Source organism: Lelliottia sp. GFLA7 (assembly GCF_056490165.1).
Genome location: NZ_JBWLAQ010000007.1, coordinates 108997 through 123530 on the forward strand (window position 1 = coordinate 108997; position 14534 = coordinate 123530).

Sequence of the window (14534 nt, forward strand, 5' to 3'; positions counted from 1 at the left end):
TTATCACTTTTGGCGAACGTATTGAGCGACATGAAAAAACAACGGAACGTTAATTTACTGTTGATGCTGGTGTTACTGATGGCTGTCGGTCAGATGGCGCAAACCATTTATATTCCGGCCATTGCAGACATGGCAAAGGATCTCAGCGTGCGCGAAGGCGCGGTCCAGAGCGTGATGGCTGCCTATCTGCTCACCTATGGCGTATCGCAACTCTTCTACGGTCCGCTTTCCGACCGCGTCGGGCGTCGTCCAGTGATCCTGGTTGGGATGTCGATTTTTATGCTTGCCACGGTGATCGCCATGACGACACACAGCCTGCCCCTTCTGATTGCCGCCAGCGCGCTGCAAGGCATGGGAACCGGCGTGGGCGGCGTGATGGCCCGAACGCTGCCGCGCGATATGTATCAAGGCACGCAGCTGCGCCACGCTAACAGCCTGCTGAACATGGGCATTTTGGTCAGTCCGTTGCTGGCTCCGCTGATTGGCGGCGTGCTGGATAGCATCTGGTCATGGCGCGCCTGTTACGCTTTCCTGCTGATACTGTGCATCATCGTCACGTTCAGCATGGCGCGCTGGATGCCCGAGACGCGTCCGACTGGCGCGCCGCGCACAAAACTTATCGCCAACTATAAAACGCTTTTCGGCAACGGGGCGTTCAGCTGTTATCTGCTGATGTTAATTGGTGGCCTGGCGGGCATTGCGGTGTTCGAGGCGTGCTCCGGCGTGCTGTTGGGCGCGGGTTTGGGTCTGAGCAGCATGGTGGTGAGTATTCTGTTTATCCTGCCGATTCCGGCGGCATTTTTTGGCGCATGGTTCGCCGGTCGCCTGAATAAGCGCTTTTCGACGCTGATGTGGCAATCGGTGATCAGCTGCCTGCTGGCCGGTGTGATGATGTGGATCCCCGGGTTGTTTGGCGTGATGACGGTCTGGACGCTGCTGATCCCCGCCGCGCTGTTCTTCTTTGGCGCAGGCATGCTGTTCCCGCTGGCAACCAGCGGCGCGATGGAGCCATTTCCCTTCCTCGCTGGCACCGCGGGCGCGCTGGTGGGCGGTTTGCAAAATATCGGTTCCGGCGCGCTGGCCTGGCTTTCAGCGATGATGCCGCAGACCGGCCAGGCTAGCCTTGGCCTGCTGATGACGCTGATGGGGTTGCTGATTTTACTTTGCTGGCTACCGCTGGCGTCACGTGAGCCGCATCACGAGCAGATGGTTTAACCGCATGATGGCCCGGCATCTCGTCGGGCTTTTCGCAAACCGGTGTCATCATCACCTGCAATAACGGTTCTGGTGCCGACCGCCACGCCCCCTCTTCCCCGTCATAAAACTGAAAATCTGCGTTGATGGCGTAGGGAATTTTGGCCTGTTGAAGCTCGCAAGCCATAAAGCTGGCGAATGCCATCTGCTCCACCGATGGCGTCAGGCGGCTGGATTCACCCACGCCCCAGCCGCCCACCCAACTGACGTGTCCGGTTTTTTGCTGCCAGCGCAGCGCCGCATTGATCCGGCTACGAATAGCCGATTTCTCTGCCGCCGTGCCCGACGTCCACGGGTATTTGCCGTTATTTTTGAGCGGTCCCCACGGGAAGATATGCCATTCAGCCAGCACATAGTTTTGGCTGTGCGCGGGGAGTTTCAGGCTGGACAGGTCTTCCGGTGCCGCGCGTAAGCGCGGCGCGACAAAAATCATTCTTTGCGCATCGATGCCGTGAACGGTTTTGATCGTTTTTTCGTAGACGCGATTCAGAGACGCCAGATTGTGATTCAGCTTATCCGCAGGCTCATAAATCAGGTCAAATCCCAGCAACGGCGAGCTTTTTTCGAAGTAGTGCGCCACGGCAATCCACCAGTTCACCACCTCTTTTTCGTTTTCCGCTTTCGGGTCATTTTTATATTCATCAGCCTGATAGGCGATAATCGGAATGACGCCGTATTGATCGCAGGCCTCCACCAGTTTGCGAAGATGGATCAGACGCGCTTCCGTGGGTTCGCCCGCCACGCGAATGCGGACATGGGTAAAACCTTTCGCGCGAAAATCGCGGACCACCAGCGGATCAAACTCACGGATACCGCGCTCGGTGCGTGCCCAGTCAACGTCGATACCCACGCCGAGCTGCTGCGCATAGCGCGCAGCCGTCAGCGGGGGATCGGCAGCAAAACAGAAGCCTGCAGAGAAAATGAGCGCAGCAGCAATCAACGGTTTTAACACGGTTAACCTTGCGTAAAATCGAAAGCAATACTCTGTATTTAGCACGCTTTTTCGTGAATGGTGTAGAGTCAAAGCGAACTTATTCTGAGAAAAATGATGAATACAACTGCAATCAGCCCGCTCATCGCCCAGTTTCCTTTGGTCGACGATCTTATCGCCCTGAAAGAGACAACCTGGTTTAATCCGCGCACCACTACGCTTGCCGAGGGTTTGCCACATGTGGGTCTCACACAGACGGATGTTGACGATGCCCATGCGCGTCTGGCGCGTTTTGCACCGTATCTGGCAACCGCATTTCCAGAAACGGCTGAGAAAAACGGCATTATCGAATCTGACGTGGTGGCTATCCCTTCCATGCATAAGCGCCTCGAAAAGGCATCTGGTGAAAAAATCCCCGGCACGCTGCTGCTGAAAAAGGACAGCCACCTGCCGATTTCCGGCTCCATCAAAGCCCGCGGCGGAATTTACGAAGTGCTGACCCATGCCGAAAAACTGGCGCTGGGAGCCGGGTTGCTGTCGTTAACCGACGATTACCGCGTTTTACTGGAACCGCGCTTTACGGATTTTTTCAGCAACTACAGCATCGCCGTCGGGTCCACCGGCAATCTGGGCATGTCAATCGGGATCATGAGCGCGCGCATCGGCTTTAAGGTAACGGTGCATATGTCCGCCGACGCCCGCGAATGGAAAAAGGCGAAACTGCGCAGCCATGGCGTACAAGTGGTTGAGTATGAACAGGATTACGGCGTCGCCGTCGAGCAGGGGCGTAAAGCCGCCGAAAGCGATCCGAACTGTTTCTTTATCGACGACGAAAACTCGCGCACGCTGTTTTTAGGTTATGCGGTGGCGGGCGCGCGTTTGAAAGCGCAATTCGCAGCGCAGGGACGGGTCGTGGATGCGGAACATCCGCTGTTTGTCTATCTGCCGTGTGGCGTCGGCGGCGGTCCCGGTGGTGTCGCGTTCGGGCTGAAGCTGGCGTTTGGGGATAACGTTCACTGTTTCTTTGCCGAGCCAACGCATTCGCCGTGCATGCTGTTAGGCGTCTACACCGGCCTGCACGACGAAATTGCGGTGCAGGATCTGGGGATCGATAACGTGACGGCAGCTGACGGGCTGGCCGTGGGGCGCGCATCGGGGTTTGTGGGCCGCGCGATGGAGCGCCTGCTGGACGGATTCTACACCTTGTCCGATCAGAGTATGTACGACATGCTGAGCTGGCTGGCGCAGGAAGAAGGCATCCAGCTTGAGCCGTCAGCGCTGGCGGGTATGGCCGGGCCGATTCGCGTCTGCGCGAGCCAAAAATACGTGCTGGATAAGGCAACGCACCTGGTCTGGGCGACCGGCGGCGGTATGGTTCCGCAGGATGAGATGGCGAAATATCTGGCGAAGGGAAGATGATTTTTCTGCGGCTGGCGTATTTCTTTTCTGGAGAACGTCAGTCGCAGAGGTTTAACGCCTGGGATTTATGTTCCTAAAAACAGAAAGATTTGCTGTAGGTGCGTGACCGCAAACAGTAATGCGAGAGAGAGCACCGCGAGAGCGATCAGGAATTTGTCACGCACGGCTTTCGGCTGCACGAAATCAGCGTGATTCACGTCCATCACATTGCGGCTGCGGGTGTAGCGCCACAAAATAACCCCAACCAAGGCCAGCACTACCATCGATATCCAGAACGGCAGTCCCGTACGATGCCAGTTATGCTTGATCGCCAGTGCAATCAGCGCGCCGTAACCCAGCATTGTGCGCAGCCAGGCGAGCGAAGTGCGCTCCGGTTGCAGGCCGGGATCGGCCTCGCGCCGCGATTTGCGGCTATCCACCATAAAACACCAGCGCCATTACCACGGCCGCTACCGACAGCAACATCACGCTGATGATAAACAGCCCGCGCGTGTAGGGCAGGTCTTGCTTCAGGCGCATCGCTTTTTCATTGCGCAGCCAGCGCAGATACCCGTAGATCGCCAGGATGCCCGCGAACAGGCAGAGCAGTAACGCCAGCACTTCGCGAATCAGCGGGGTGGCGAAATCCGGGGCGAGCTGATCCAGCCCAACGCCCGCCGCCAGAAAGCCCAGCGCGGTGCGGATCCACGCCAAGAATGTACGTTCATTTGCCAGCGAAAAGCGATAATCCGGCGCTTCGCCGAAGCGGGAAATTCTCATGAAAACTCCTTGTCGTGCCGCATGCTGGCCTCAGCATAGCGTAAATCGACACGGACAAGGAGACCGGCATCATGACGATGCCGGGGGTCAGGATTAATGCAGCTCTGGCCAATACGCTTTGTTCGCGTCGATCAGGTCATCAAGAATGGCTTTCGCCACAGAGGCGCTCGGCACGGTTTTCGACAGCGTAATCGCCTGCCACAGTTTGGTGTAAGAGCGCTGTTCCCAGGCGTCAACCACCAGTTTTTCGACGGCCACCTGCTGGCCCATCAACCCTTTCTGGAAGTGCGGAATATCACCCACGGTTAACGGTTCTGGGCCATTTTTGCCCACCAGGCACGGAATTTCGACCATCGCGTCCGCATCAAAGTTATGGATAGCGCCGTTGTTTGGCACAATCAACAGCATGCGTTCTTGCGTGTTGAAGGCGATAGCGGTCGCCAGATCGACGATGTAAGACGCATGTTCGTCGATTTCCAGCTCACCCGCGGAGGATTTCCCGGCTTCGATAATCGCCCGGCAGGAGCTGAACACGTGCTTCTCGCGGTGATCCATGACTTCATTCGCCCGGGTGCGTTCTGGATTGGAGTGTGCCACCACGTAGTCCGGGAAAAGGTAATATTTCAGGTACGTGTTTGGCATCGTGTCCGGGTCCAACGCCTGGACGTCTTTCGCCTTGGCAAAGGTATCGTTCCAGCTCGCTTCGGAATTCGCATCGTTACACGGCGGTAAATATCCATTTTTCGAGACATACTCCCGCAGTTTCGGCATCAGATCGTTACCGTCTAAATCTTCAATCGACGTCCACCAGCCAAAGTGATTAAGCCCGTAGTAACGCACGCGCATCTCTTTGCGATCCTTCAGGCCGACAATCTGCGCCATGCGCCCTTCAATGCCGATCGGCATATCACAGATGTTGAGGATTTTGGCGTTCGGGCGCAGTCGGCGGGTCGCTTCCGCCACGATCGCCGCTGGGTTGGAGTAGTTCAGCATCCACGCGTTCGGCGAGTATTGTTCCATATAATCCACCAGCTCAAGGACGCCACCAATAGAGCGCATACCGTAGGAGATCCCGCCCGGGCCGCAGGTTTCCTGACCCAACACGCCGTGACGCAGCGGGATTTTTTCATCTTTTTCACGCATCGGATATTTGCCGACGCGGATATGCGCCATCACAAAATCAACGTCGGTAAACGCCGCTTTTGGGTCGGTGGTGTAACTAAAATCAACTTCTGGTGCTTGTTCCTGAAGAATCACTTTGCACGCCTCGGCGATGATCTCCTGACGCGCACCGTCGTTGTCATAGAACTTCAGCGCGCGAAGCGGGAAGCGATCGCGGTTTGCCAACAGCATCAGGACGATACCAGGTGTAAACGTGCTGCCGCCGCCTGCAATAACAACTGAGAATTTTTTCATGATACAGCCTCTGTCAGGGTAGATGATTCAAGGGTGGAAGGAGTTTTCATCAGCGATTCAAGCTGATCGCGCACCTGCGGGACGTGCAGCCCGACAATCACCTGAATGCCGTTGCCGCGACGAACCACACCGTGGGCGCCAAGGGATTTAAAGACGTCGTCGCTTTGTGTGTTTGCCATATCGACCAGCGCGATACGCAGCCGGGTGGCGCAGTTATTGATGCTTTCGATATTGCCCGCCCCGCCCAGCGCCTGCAGATAACCCGCGGCCTGGCCTGCGGAGGTATTCGCCGCAACGGTGGTTTGCTCACGCGCAGCCTTGTAGTCGGCCTTGCTGTAGAGTTTGATTTCACTCTCTTCGCGGCCCGGCGTTTTGAAGTTGAAGCGTTCGATCAGCGTTTTAAAGATGATGAAATAGAGCGCGGTGAAGCACAGACCGATGCCTATCTGGGTGAACATCATCGAGGCATGGTTGTGGAACATTGGGATCCAGTTTTGCGGCAGGAACTGGTCAAGCAACCCGCCGCCCATGTTGCCCACCACGCCGAAGATGTACATCACCATCGCCATTGTGGCAGCCAGCACGGCGTGGACGGCAAACAGCAGCGGCGATATAAACAGGAAGGTAAATTCAAGCGGTTCGGTAATGCCCACCAGCATGGCGGTGAGCGTGGCGGGGATCAGCAGCCCGGCAACTTTAACGCGATTCTCCGCCGAGGCGGTGTACCACAGCGCCAGTGCAATCCCGACAGAGCCAAACACTTTCGAGTTACCGTGCAAGGCAAAGCCGCCTTCCGGAAACAGGGTTTTCAGCGGTTCGGTGCTCTGGCTAAATTCCTGTAAGTGCTGCGCCCAGTACACCTGTATGCCGCCCTCTACCGCTGCCGGACCGAAAATAAACGGACCATAGACAAAGTGATGCAGGCCGGTTGGGATCAGAATGCGTTCCAGAAAGGTATAAACCCACACCCCGAGCGCCCCGGCAGAGCGTAAAAAGACCTGAAGGGATTCAATGCCCATCTGAACTTTCGGCCAGCCGAGCAGCGTGAGCCACGCACACGGAATCATCACAAAGAAAGCGATGATCACCACAAACGAAGTGCCCTGGAATATGCCAAGAAAGACGGGAAGCTGTTTATCGAAATAGCGGTTGTGAATCGCCGTCACCAGACCGGAAATAACAATCGCGCCAATAATGCTGGTATCGAGGGTTTTGATACCGGCGATCATCGCCAACCCGCTTCCTGCAGTGGGTTCGGCCATAAAGTTCACGCCAAAGAAATGACCCCAGGTCATTCCCATCGCGTTAATAAAGTAGTTCCAGGTCAGGAAGCTAATCAGCACCGCCAGACAGGCACGGCCCTGAGCCTGTTTCGCCAGACCAATCGGTAAGCCAACGGCGAAAATAAGCGGCATATTACGAAACACCGCCCAGCCGCCCTCTTCAATAATATGAATAATCTGTGCAAATAAATGATCGGGTGCCGTTAATGCCTCACCCACAAAAAGCGGATTGCCCAGCATGATGGCAATACCGACGACAATGCCTGCGAAGGGAAATAACAGCACCGGGGTAAACATGGCGCCGCCAAAACGTTGTATTTGACTGAGCATTTTAAATCCTCATTTAACAACCTGTAGGAGTAGAGGCCTTTATGGTTTTTTGCTGGCCTGAAATCAGAATAAGAATTTGCTCAGTCGTTAACATTGCGCGCCGCTGCGATTCGTGATCGCATTCATGGTTTTATTTTGCTCAGTGAGGTCTACTTTTAACTTAAAATCTGGACATGTTTGAGTGAAATGACCGTATAAATAGGGGCAGAGAGGTCTACAGGTGATCTACAAATCTATTGCTGACAGATTACGTTTGCGGCTGAATTCCTCCGACTACAATATCGGCAGTCCCTTACCCGGTGAGAAAACGCTGGCGCAGGAGTTTGGCGTCGCGCGTATGACCATCCGCAAAGCCCTGGATCTGCTGGTCAGTTGGGGCCTGGTGGTACGTCGCCATGGCAGCGGCACCTTTGTGGCGCGAAAAGACGTCCATCATGAAACCACCAACCTGACGGGGTTAGTGGAGGTGCTGCGCCAGCAGGGAAAAGAGGTGCAGAGCAAGGTATTGCAGTTTGAAGTGATGCCCGCTCCGCCAGCCATTGCCAGCCAGTTGCGCATCCAGATTGATGAGCGAATCTATTTTTCGCGCCGGGTGCGTTACGTCGAGGGGAAACCGCTGATGCTGGAAGACAGTTTTATGCCAGTAAAACTGTTCCGTCATCTTTCGCTGGCGCATCTTGAAGGGTCGAAGTTTGATTATATTGAGAAGGAGTGCGGGATAACGATCAGCGGCAACATTGAAAGCCTGACACCGGTTTTGGCGGATAAACAACTTGCCAGCTATATGAACTTACCTGAGCATACGCCGCTGCTGCGGATAACGTCTCTTTCCTACAGCGACAGCGGCGAGTTCCTCAATTATTCCGTGATGTTCCGCAATACCAGTGATTACCAGGTGGACTACCATCTGCGGCGCATCCATCCTGAGGCGCTATTAGCCCATCCCCCAGAACAGCACGGCCAGTAGCTGCGGGGTGATGATGCGCAGGAACATCACCAGCGGATAAACCGTGGCATAGGACAGCGCTGCCGCGCCGCTGGTGGCGTGCAGGTTATTGGCAAAGGCCAGAGCAGGCGGATCGGTCATCGAACCGGCCAGCATGCCGCACAGCGTCAGGTAGTTCATGTTGGTGAAAATCCGCGCCAGAATCCCGATCGTCAGCAGTGGAACGGCGGTGATGAAAAAGCCGTAGCCAATCCAGCTGATGCCCTCGCCGTGAGCCAGCGTATCAATAAAATCACCGCCCGATTTTAGCCCAACAACGGACAGAAACAGCACGATGCCCAGCTCGCGCAACGCCAGGTTCGCGCTCGGCGGCATAAACCAGTACAGCTTACCGATGCAGCCGATACGCCCAAGAATCAGCGCCATGATCAGCGGCCCGCCCGCCAGGCCAAGCTTCAGCGCCACCGGAAACCCCGGCATATACAGCGGAATAGACCCGAGCAACACGCCAAGCCCAATGCCGATAAACACCGGCAGCATCTGTACCTGCTGCAATTTTTGCTGAGCGTTGCCCACCATATCGGCTACCGCGTCGATAGACGACGGACGCCCCACCAGATTGAGGATATCGCCAAACTGCAGGCTGGCATCCGGGCTTGCGACCAGTTCAACGCCCGCGCGATTAAGGCGTGAAATCACCACGTCATAGCGTTCTTTCACCTGTAGATCGCGGATTTTCTTGCCCAAAACCTGTTCGTTCGTGACCACCACACGCTCCACACGCATGTCGGTTCCGCGTGTGGAAAGAGAGGTTTCGACCTCCTGGCCGATCACCAGCTGCGCGCTGTGTAAATCCCCCGGTTGCCCGACCAGATGCAGTAAATCGCCGATTTGAATGACGGTTCCTGGCGATGGCACCATCAGCATATCGCCGCGTTTGAGGCGCGAGCAGATGATGCTGATACTGTTCAGAATCGGGACATCCTGAATCGCCATATTGCTGAGGTTAGGGTTTTCGACACGGATATTGATGGTTTTGATCAGCGCGTGGCCGTTGGTTATCGCGGATTCGTGCTTTTTGGCTTCGTCGTCAACGTTGATGCGAAACAGAACGCGCACCAGCCACATGGTCAGCAGAATCCCGCAGATCCCGAACGGATAAGCCATCGCATAGCTCATCCCCATCTGGTCTACGACGTCAGGCGCGATGCCCAGATCGCGCAATATTTGCTGTCCAGCACCCAGCGCTGGCGTGTTGGTGACCGCACCGGAGAAAATCCCCAGCACCACCGGCAGCGGTATCTCGAAGAGTTTGTGCAGAATGGCGGTCACTACGCCGCCCATCACCACAATCCCGAGCGCAAAGAGGTTGAGCCGTAAGCCGGAGACGCGCAGAGAGGCGAAAAAACCCGGACCGACCTGGATGCCGATGGTGTACACAAAGAGGATCAGGCCGAATTCCTGAATGAAATGCAGCATCTCAGCGCTGAGCGTGATGCCCAGTTGCTCGGCAAAATGGCCAACAAAAATCCCGCCGAACAGCACCCCGCCGATGCCAAGCCCAACACCACGAATTTTGATATTGCCAATCCACAGCCCAACCACCGCCACCAGGGCCAGCACGCTAACCGTTAATGCGATATCACTCATGATCGATTCCCTGAGCATAACCTGAGTTATTTTAAGGATTCTCTCAGAGCGTGAGGGGGTTGTATGGGCGATGGCGCACAAAAAAGCCCTGCCGAGGCAGGGCCTTATCTTTTCACCCTCTCCCTGTGGGAGAGGCCGGAGTGAGAGCATCACCCCGCAGGGGATTAGCTGTTCAGTGCCGGACGGTCGCTGATGGCGATACGCTGCGGAGCCAACGCTTCGGGCACGTTACGGGTCAAATCGATATGTAACAGCCCGTTGGTAAAGGTCGCACCGGTGACTTCCATATGGTCGGCCAGCGTAAAGCTCAGGCTGAACGGCTGAATAACCAGACCCTGATGCAGCCATTTGGTCTCGGTTTCCGGTTTTTCAGGCGTCCCTTTCACCGTTAAACGCGTGCCTTCGAGCTGGATATCCAAGTCGTCCTGACGGAACCCGGCCAGCGCCAACGTGATGCGATAGTGGTTGTCATCGCTTTTTTCGATGTTATACGGCGGGAAAGCCTGGTGTTCAGCGGTGCTTTGCAGGGCGTTAGCCAGTTTGTCAAAACCGATCCACTGACGCAGAAGTGGGGATAAATCATGATTACGCATACTATTTTCTCCTTCTGAGAAGCGAGTTCAGCACATTTTTTGTGCGTAGTTATACCTGCAAATCCGGATGGATTCGCATTTGCTCCCTTACGGCAAGCAATTCTGGGTGGGCCGCCAGCGCGACCCGCTTAATTAGTTAATCTCGATACGGCGCGGTTTTTTCTCTTCCGGAATCACACGTTCCAGATCGACAAACAGCAGACCGTTCACCAGGTTTGCGCCTTTAACATGAATGTTTTCGGCGAGCTGGAATTTGCGCTCAAAGTTGCGCTCAGCGATGCCCTGGTAAAGATAGGTGCGCTCTTTTTGCTCAGCCGTATGCGCGCCTTTCACCACCAGCAGGTTGTCCTGCGCGGTGATCTCCAGTTCGCTTTCAGCAAACCCGGCGACAGCAATGGCGATGCGGTAGTGGTTTTCGTCCACCAGTTCAACGTTATAAGGAGGGTAGCCGTTGCCCTGGCTTTGATTATTTTCTAAGTGGTTGAACAGACGGTCAAAACCAATAGCAGAACGGTAAAGCGGAGATAAGTCGAAATTACGCATAAATCAAAGCTCCTGAAATCAGCAAGTCATTTTGGCCTTCCACGATGGACAGACCACTGAGCCACCAAACACCCCGCAGGCGTGTTCGTTCTTGGGCTACACACATAAAATGGGTCTGCTTCCGTTCTTTTCAAGACTCAACGTGTAAGATTTTTTTGCACTTTGCTGGCACTCGCATAGACTTGGGGCTACAGCACAAAGGGTTAAACTGCGATGGCTGCCACAGAGCAGTGCTTTTCAACTATTCATTTCGCACATGGCTCGCTATAAATTGATATCGCTATTCTATCGGGCCATTAACGTTGATTAACTGATGATGAAAAATGTTCTGATAAAGCTGACAGCGTGCAGCGTGATGGTTTTACTTTGCGGGTGTTCGAGCGTGATGTCTCACACCGGCGGTAAAGAAGGAACATATCCTGGCACGCGCGCCAGCGCTGCGATGATTTCGGATGACGAGACAAACTGGGGCACCAAATCCCTGGCGATCCTGGATCTGCCTTTTACGGCAGTGATGGACACGCTATTAGTCCCATGGGACCTGTTCCGCACCGACAGCTCCGTGCGCTCACGGGTCGAAGCCAGCGAGAAACAGAATCTGGCGACCAATGCTGTTATCCCGCCTGCTGCAATGCCTGCCCCGTAATTACTTTCCGGTTTCCGTGACCCAAAGTTGACGGAAACCGGCCGTCTCTTCCATCCACGCTATAAGCTGTCCGTTCGGTGAAAACACGATGGCGTCGCCTGATGGCGGAATGCCGTGATCGGACGTCAAAAAGGTCACTTTTCCGGTGAGTGAATCCGCAAGCGCAATGCGATTCTCCAGCACAAATCCAAGCACATCGCCCGACGGATGCCAGTTAAACGCCGACTGAATATCGCTGGCGTTATGCGTCAGCTGGCGCGGTTCTCCGCCCTCTGGCGCGATCAGCCACAGTTGCACCACGCCGTTATCATCGCGCATCAGGAACGCAATCTCTTTGGCCTGAGGATGACTGCGCACCCAATGGCGCGGGACATTGACCAGGCCCGGAAAGCGATTCTGATGGGTAAAGGTTAAACGACGCTGCACCACGTCGGCGGGCGGTGCGGGCATCTTTTCAGCCGTTCCTTCCAGCGGTTCACTGCCAGCACGTTTCCAGCCCTGTTCGTCTTTTGGCAGATCGACAATAAACAGTTCGGGCACTTTTTCGCCGCTGTTACTCAGCGTATCGCCGATAAACGCCACACGATCGTTACCTATCCACCCTTCTTCGTAAGCACGATTGATCTCATCGCTGCCTGGCAGCGGCGTCGGCGTCGTGTGGCTCACCAGCACGCTCCAGAATGCGCCTGCATATTCTCGCGGATGATTGCCGCGCGGCGTCACCGGGCCAAACGGTGCGGCCACGCCCACGTTGCGTAAATCAAGTTTCGCATCGCGCTCGTGCAGCACATGGTCGTTATAGGTAAAGCTGACAAACTGTCCGTTGGGACTAAAAACATGAACATGGCTGCCGCCGCGCAACGCGCCAGGCGTGTAGGGCGCGGTGATATCCATCGCGTCGAGATTTTCTGCCTGCGCGTTTTGCACCGTCACACCCCGGCGGTGATGAAAATCGTATTGCCAGTTCGCGTCCGGATTTTCTGGGCCATGGATAAACACGTACTTATCATCGGTCGGATGAACGGTCACCACGCCAACATACGCGCCATGACCGGCGTGATAAATCACCTCACACTCGCCCGTTTCGACATTCACACGTTCAATGGTTTCGCCGGTAAACGACGCACCGGACGGGCGCACGTCAAACACCAGCCACTGGCTGTCTGCGGTCCAGGTGTTGATATTCGTGAGTTGATGATGGCGGGGGGCGAAAGTGATTTGTTTCATGGGATACCCTGATGCGCGGTTATCGCATCAGGGTAAAGCATCGCAAAGCATTAGCCTACACGTTTCACATCGCCAACCAGCAGGATGTAAGAGAGCGCGCCGATCAGCGCCACGGCGGCGATATACACCAGCGCCGGGCCAAAGCCGTAATCCTGCGCCAGATAGCCCACCACCAGTGGAACTGTGATCCCGCCGAGGCCGCCAACGAAGTTAAATACGCCGCCCGTCAGGCCGATCAGGCGCATCGGTGCCAGCGATGAGACCAGCGACCAGGTGATCGACGCAAAGCCGTTGCCGAAGAACGCAATCGCCATCAGGGTCATAATCCACACCGGATCGTTGGTGTAGTTTGCGCCCATGATGCAGGTCGAAATCAGCAGGCCGCAGATAATCGGCGTTTTACGCGCCACGCCCAGCGAATAGCCTTTTTTCACCAGCTTATCGGCCAGCCAGCCCGACAGCAGCACGCCGAAGAATGCGGCCAGGAACGGCACGGTGGTCATAAATCCGGCTTTCAGCGCGGTGATGCCCTTTTCTTGCGTCAGATAGTTCGGGAACCAGGTCAGGAAGAACCACAGCGTTGACGTGACCGCGAACTGCCCGATGTATACGCCCACCAGCTTGCGGTTGAAGACTAGTTTCCAGTCCGCTTTGGTCATCGGCTGGCGCGCTTCTTTTTTGGCTGGCGCGTCGCCATCGATCAGACCGCCGCCGTCGCGAATATAATCCAGCTCGGCTTTGGTGATGCTTTTGGTCAGGCGCGGTGGCTGATAAACCTTAATCCAGATGAACGACCAGATAATGCCGATGCCGCCGGTGATAATAAACACCCAGTGCCAGCTCAGCAGCTCCTGAATCCAGATCAGCAGCGGCGTCAGGAATGCCAGACCGACAAACTGACCCGAGGTGTAAAAGCCCACGGCGGAAGCGCGTTCGTGCTCCGGGAACCAGCTGGTGACCATCCGGTTATTGGTTGGGAACGCCGGTGCTTCGAAAATCCCGGTGATGGCGCGCAGGCCGATCAGCGACATTAAACCCGTCGCAAAACCCTGGAAAAGCGTCGCCACTGACCAGCCGAATATCGCGATAAAATAGGTCAGTCGTGAACCCACGCGGTCAAGGAACCAGCCGCCGGGAATTTGGCAGAGCGTATAAAGCCAGGCAAACGCGGAAAACACGTAGCCCATTTCCGATTTAGTGATGCCAAATTCTTCCTGAATATGGGCCGACGCAACGGCAAGGTTGGCGCGGTCGACGTAGCAAATCACCACGGTAATAAAGATCATAATCAGCGTCAGATAGCGACGACGCCCTGGTTTTGCAGTAGTAACTGGAATATCCATCGTAATCTGTCTCCAGATTTTGGGCATAGCGAGGCCACTCACCATGCCCTGTAAATTACAGAGGGTGTGTTTGATCTATTTTTTATTTAAAAAAGTTGTCTGAAATAATTCGTGGTGCAGGAAGGCGGCAAGTTTTCGCGTCCCCGGGAGCATACAAAAGTATGTGACCGGGGTAAGAAAACGCAGCCAACGCC

The 14534-nt window shown here is 55.4% G+C and carries 14 protein-coding genes and 1 other annotated feature; of the genes, 4 read left to right on the forward strand and 10 right to left on the reverse strand.

Going from position 1 to position 14534, the window contains the following annotated elements:
- Positions 1 to 30: 30 nt before the first annotated feature.
- Positions 31 to 1215 (forward strand): multidrug efflux MFS transporter EmrD, encoded by a 1185-nt coding sequence (gene emrD / locus AC07RN_RS17380; protein ID WP_478336935.1) that lies wholly within the window; start codon positions 31 to 33, stop codon positions 1213 to 1215.
- Here emrD and AC07RN_RS17385 read toward each other — a convergent pair.
- Positions 1118 to 2206: a cellulase family glycosylhydrolase gene (locus AC07RN_RS17385; RefSeq protein ID WP_478336936.1), complete on the reverse strand. Its 1089-nt coding sequence runs from the start codon at positions 2204 to 2206 to the stop codon at positions 1118 to 1120. The genes emrD and AC07RN_RS17385 overlap by 98 nt on opposite strands.
- Before the next feature lie 93 nt (positions 2207 to 2299).
- Between AC07RN_RS17385 and dsdA the strand changes: the two genes are divergently transcribed.
- Positions 2300 to 3604 carry a D-serine ammonia-lyase gene (gene dsdA, locus AC07RN_RS17390; protein WP_478336937.1) on the forward strand — a complete coding sequence of 435 codons (1305 nt, stop codon included), beginning with the start codon at positions 2300 to 2302 and terminating at the stop codon, positions 3602 to 3604.
- A gap of 65 nt (positions 3605 to 3669) precedes the next feature.
- Here dsdA and AC07RN_RS17395 read toward each other — a convergent pair whose 3' ends face one another.
- From AC07RN_RS17395 to AC07RN_RS17410, 4 genes are all read right to left on the reverse strand, one after another.
- Positions 3670 to 4026 (reverse strand): DUF202 domain-containing protein, encoded by a 357-nt coding sequence (locus AC07RN_RS17395; RefSeq protein ID WP_478336938.1) that lies wholly within the window; start codon positions 4024 to 4026, stop codon positions 3670 to 3672.
- Entirely contained in the window at positions 4016 to 4363 is a 348-nt protein-coding gene (locus tag AC07RN_RS17400; protein ID WP_011915287.1) for a YidH family protein, read from the reverse strand. The genes AC07RN_RS17395 and AC07RN_RS17400 overlap by 11 nt, the downstream gene beginning before the upstream one ends.
- A 93-nt stretch (positions 4364 to 4456) precedes the next feature.
- Complete coding sequence (locus AC07RN_RS17405) at positions 4457 to 5779, reverse strand: 6-phospho-alpha-glucosidase (RefSeq protein ID WP_478336939.1); 1323 nt, start codon at positions 5777 to 5779, stop codon at positions 4457 to 4459.
- Complete coding sequence (locus AC07RN_RS17410) at positions 5776 to 7392, reverse strand: alpha-glucoside-specific PTS transporter subunit IIBC (protein ID WP_478336940.1); 1617 nt, start codon at positions 7390 to 7392, stop codon at positions 5776 to 5778. The genes AC07RN_RS17405 and AC07RN_RS17410 overlap by 4 nt, the downstream gene beginning before the upstream one ends.
- Positions 7393 to 7612: 220 nt before the next feature.
- Here AC07RN_RS17410 and AC07RN_RS17415 point away from each other — a divergent pair, with 220 nt between their 5' ends.
- Positions 7613 to 8359 (forward strand): GntR family transcriptional regulator, encoded by a 747-nt coding sequence (locus AC07RN_RS17415; protein ID WP_011915284.1) that lies wholly within the window; start codon positions 7613 to 7615, stop codon positions 8357 to 8359.
- On the opposite strand, the gene AC07RN_RS17420 is transcribed toward AC07RN_RS17415, so the two are convergent.
- The 3 genes from AC07RN_RS17420 to ibpA form a co-directional block, all read right to left on the reverse strand.
- Positions 8327 to 9988, reverse strand: coding sequence for a putative transporter (locus AC07RN_RS17420; RefSeq protein WP_478336941.1), 1662 nt, complete (start codon positions 9986 to 9988; stop codon positions 8327 to 8329). The two genes, AC07RN_RS17415 and AC07RN_RS17420, sit on opposite strands and share 33 nt — an antisense overlap.
- 164 nt (positions 9989 to 10152) lie before the next feature.
- Positions 10153 to 10581, reverse strand: a complete 429-nt coding sequence (gene ibpB, locus AC07RN_RS17425) for a small heat shock chaperone IbpB (RefSeq protein WP_011915282.1) — start codon at positions 10579 to 10581, stop codon at positions 10153 to 10155.
- A gap of 132 nt (positions 10582 to 10713) precedes the next feature.
- Complete coding sequence (ibpA, locus tag AC07RN_RS17430; RefSeq protein WP_011915281.1) at positions 10714 to 11124, reverse strand: small heat shock chaperone IbpA; 411 nt, start codon at positions 11122 to 11124, stop codon at positions 10714 to 10716.
- Positions 11118 to 11190, reverse strand: a sequence feature (ROSE (Repression Of Heat Shock gene Expression) occurs in the 5'-region of heat shock genes and acts as an RNA thermometer to modulate expression.). It overlaps the preceding gene by 7 nt.
- Before the next feature lie 247 nt (positions 11191 to 11437).
- On the opposite strand from ibpA, the gene AC07RN_RS17435 reads away from it, so the two are divergent.
- Entirely contained in the window at positions 11438 to 11770 is a 333-nt protein-coding gene (locus AC07RN_RS17435; protein WP_186753229.1) for a YceK/YidQ family lipoprotein, read from the forward strand.
- Here the strand turns inward: AC07RN_RS17435 and AC07RN_RS17440 are convergent, their stop codons facing one another.
- On the reverse strand, positions 11771 to 12997 hold the full coding sequence (locus tag AC07RN_RS17440) for a YidR family protein (RefSeq protein WP_478336942.1): 1227 nt from the start codon (positions 12995 to 12997) through the stop codon (positions 11771 to 11773).
- Positions 12998 to 13047: 50 nt separating this feature from the next.
- Positions 13048 to 14385 carry an MFS transporter gene (locus AC07RN_RS17445; protein ID WP_071818706.1) on the reverse strand — a complete coding sequence of 446 codons (1338 nt, stop codon included), beginning with the start codon at positions 14383 to 14385 and terminating at the stop codon, positions 13048 to 13050.
- Positions 14386 to 14534: the final 149 nt, after the last annotated feature.

Coding starts and splice junctions, on each gene's coding strand:
- AC07RN_RS17405 (WP_478336939.1), bottom strand. CDS start 5,779: ATGAAAAAATTCTCAGTTGTTATTGCAGGCGGCGGCAGCACGTTTACA.
- dsdA (WP_478336937.1), top strand. CDS start 2,300: ATGATGAATACAACTGCAATCAGCCCGCTCATCGCCCAGTTTCCTTTG.
- AC07RN_RS17445 (WP_071818706.1), bottom strand. CDS start 14,385: ATGGTGAGTGGCCTCGCTATGCCCAAAATCTGGAGACAGATTACGATG.
- AC07RN_RS17435 (WP_186753229.1), top strand. CDS start 11,438: ATGATGAAAAATGTTCTGATAAAGCTGACAGCGTGCAGCGTGATGGTT.
- ibpA (WP_011915281.1), bottom strand. CDS start 11,124: ATGCGTAATTTCGACTTATCTCCGCTTTACCGTTCTGCTATTGGTTTT.
- AC07RN_RS17395 (WP_478336938.1), bottom strand. CDS start 4,026: ATGGTGGATAGCCGCAAATCGCGGCGCGAGGCCGATCCCGGCCTGCAA.
- AC07RN_RS17440 (WP_478336942.1), bottom strand. CDS start 12,997: ATGAAACAAATCACTTTCGCCCCCCGCCATCATCAACTCACGAATATC.
- AC07RN_RS17410 (WP_478336940.1), bottom strand. CDS start 7,392: ATGCTCAGTCAAATACAACGTTTTGGCGGCGCCATGTTTACCCCGGTG.
- ibpB (WP_011915282.1), bottom strand. CDS start 10,581: ATGCGTAATCATGATTTATCCCCACTTCTGCGTCAGTGGATCGGTTTT.
- AC07RN_RS17400 (WP_011915287.1), bottom strand. CDS start 4,363: ATGAGAATTTCCCGCTTCGGCGAAGCGCCGGATTATCGCTTTTCGCTG.
- AC07RN_RS17420 (WP_478336941.1), bottom strand. CDS start 9,988: ATGAGTGATATCGCATTAACGGTTAGCGTGCTGGCCCTGGTGGCGGTG.
- emrD (WP_478336935.1), top strand. CDS start 31: ATGAAAAAACAACGGAACGTTAATTTACTGTTGATGCTGGTGTTACTG.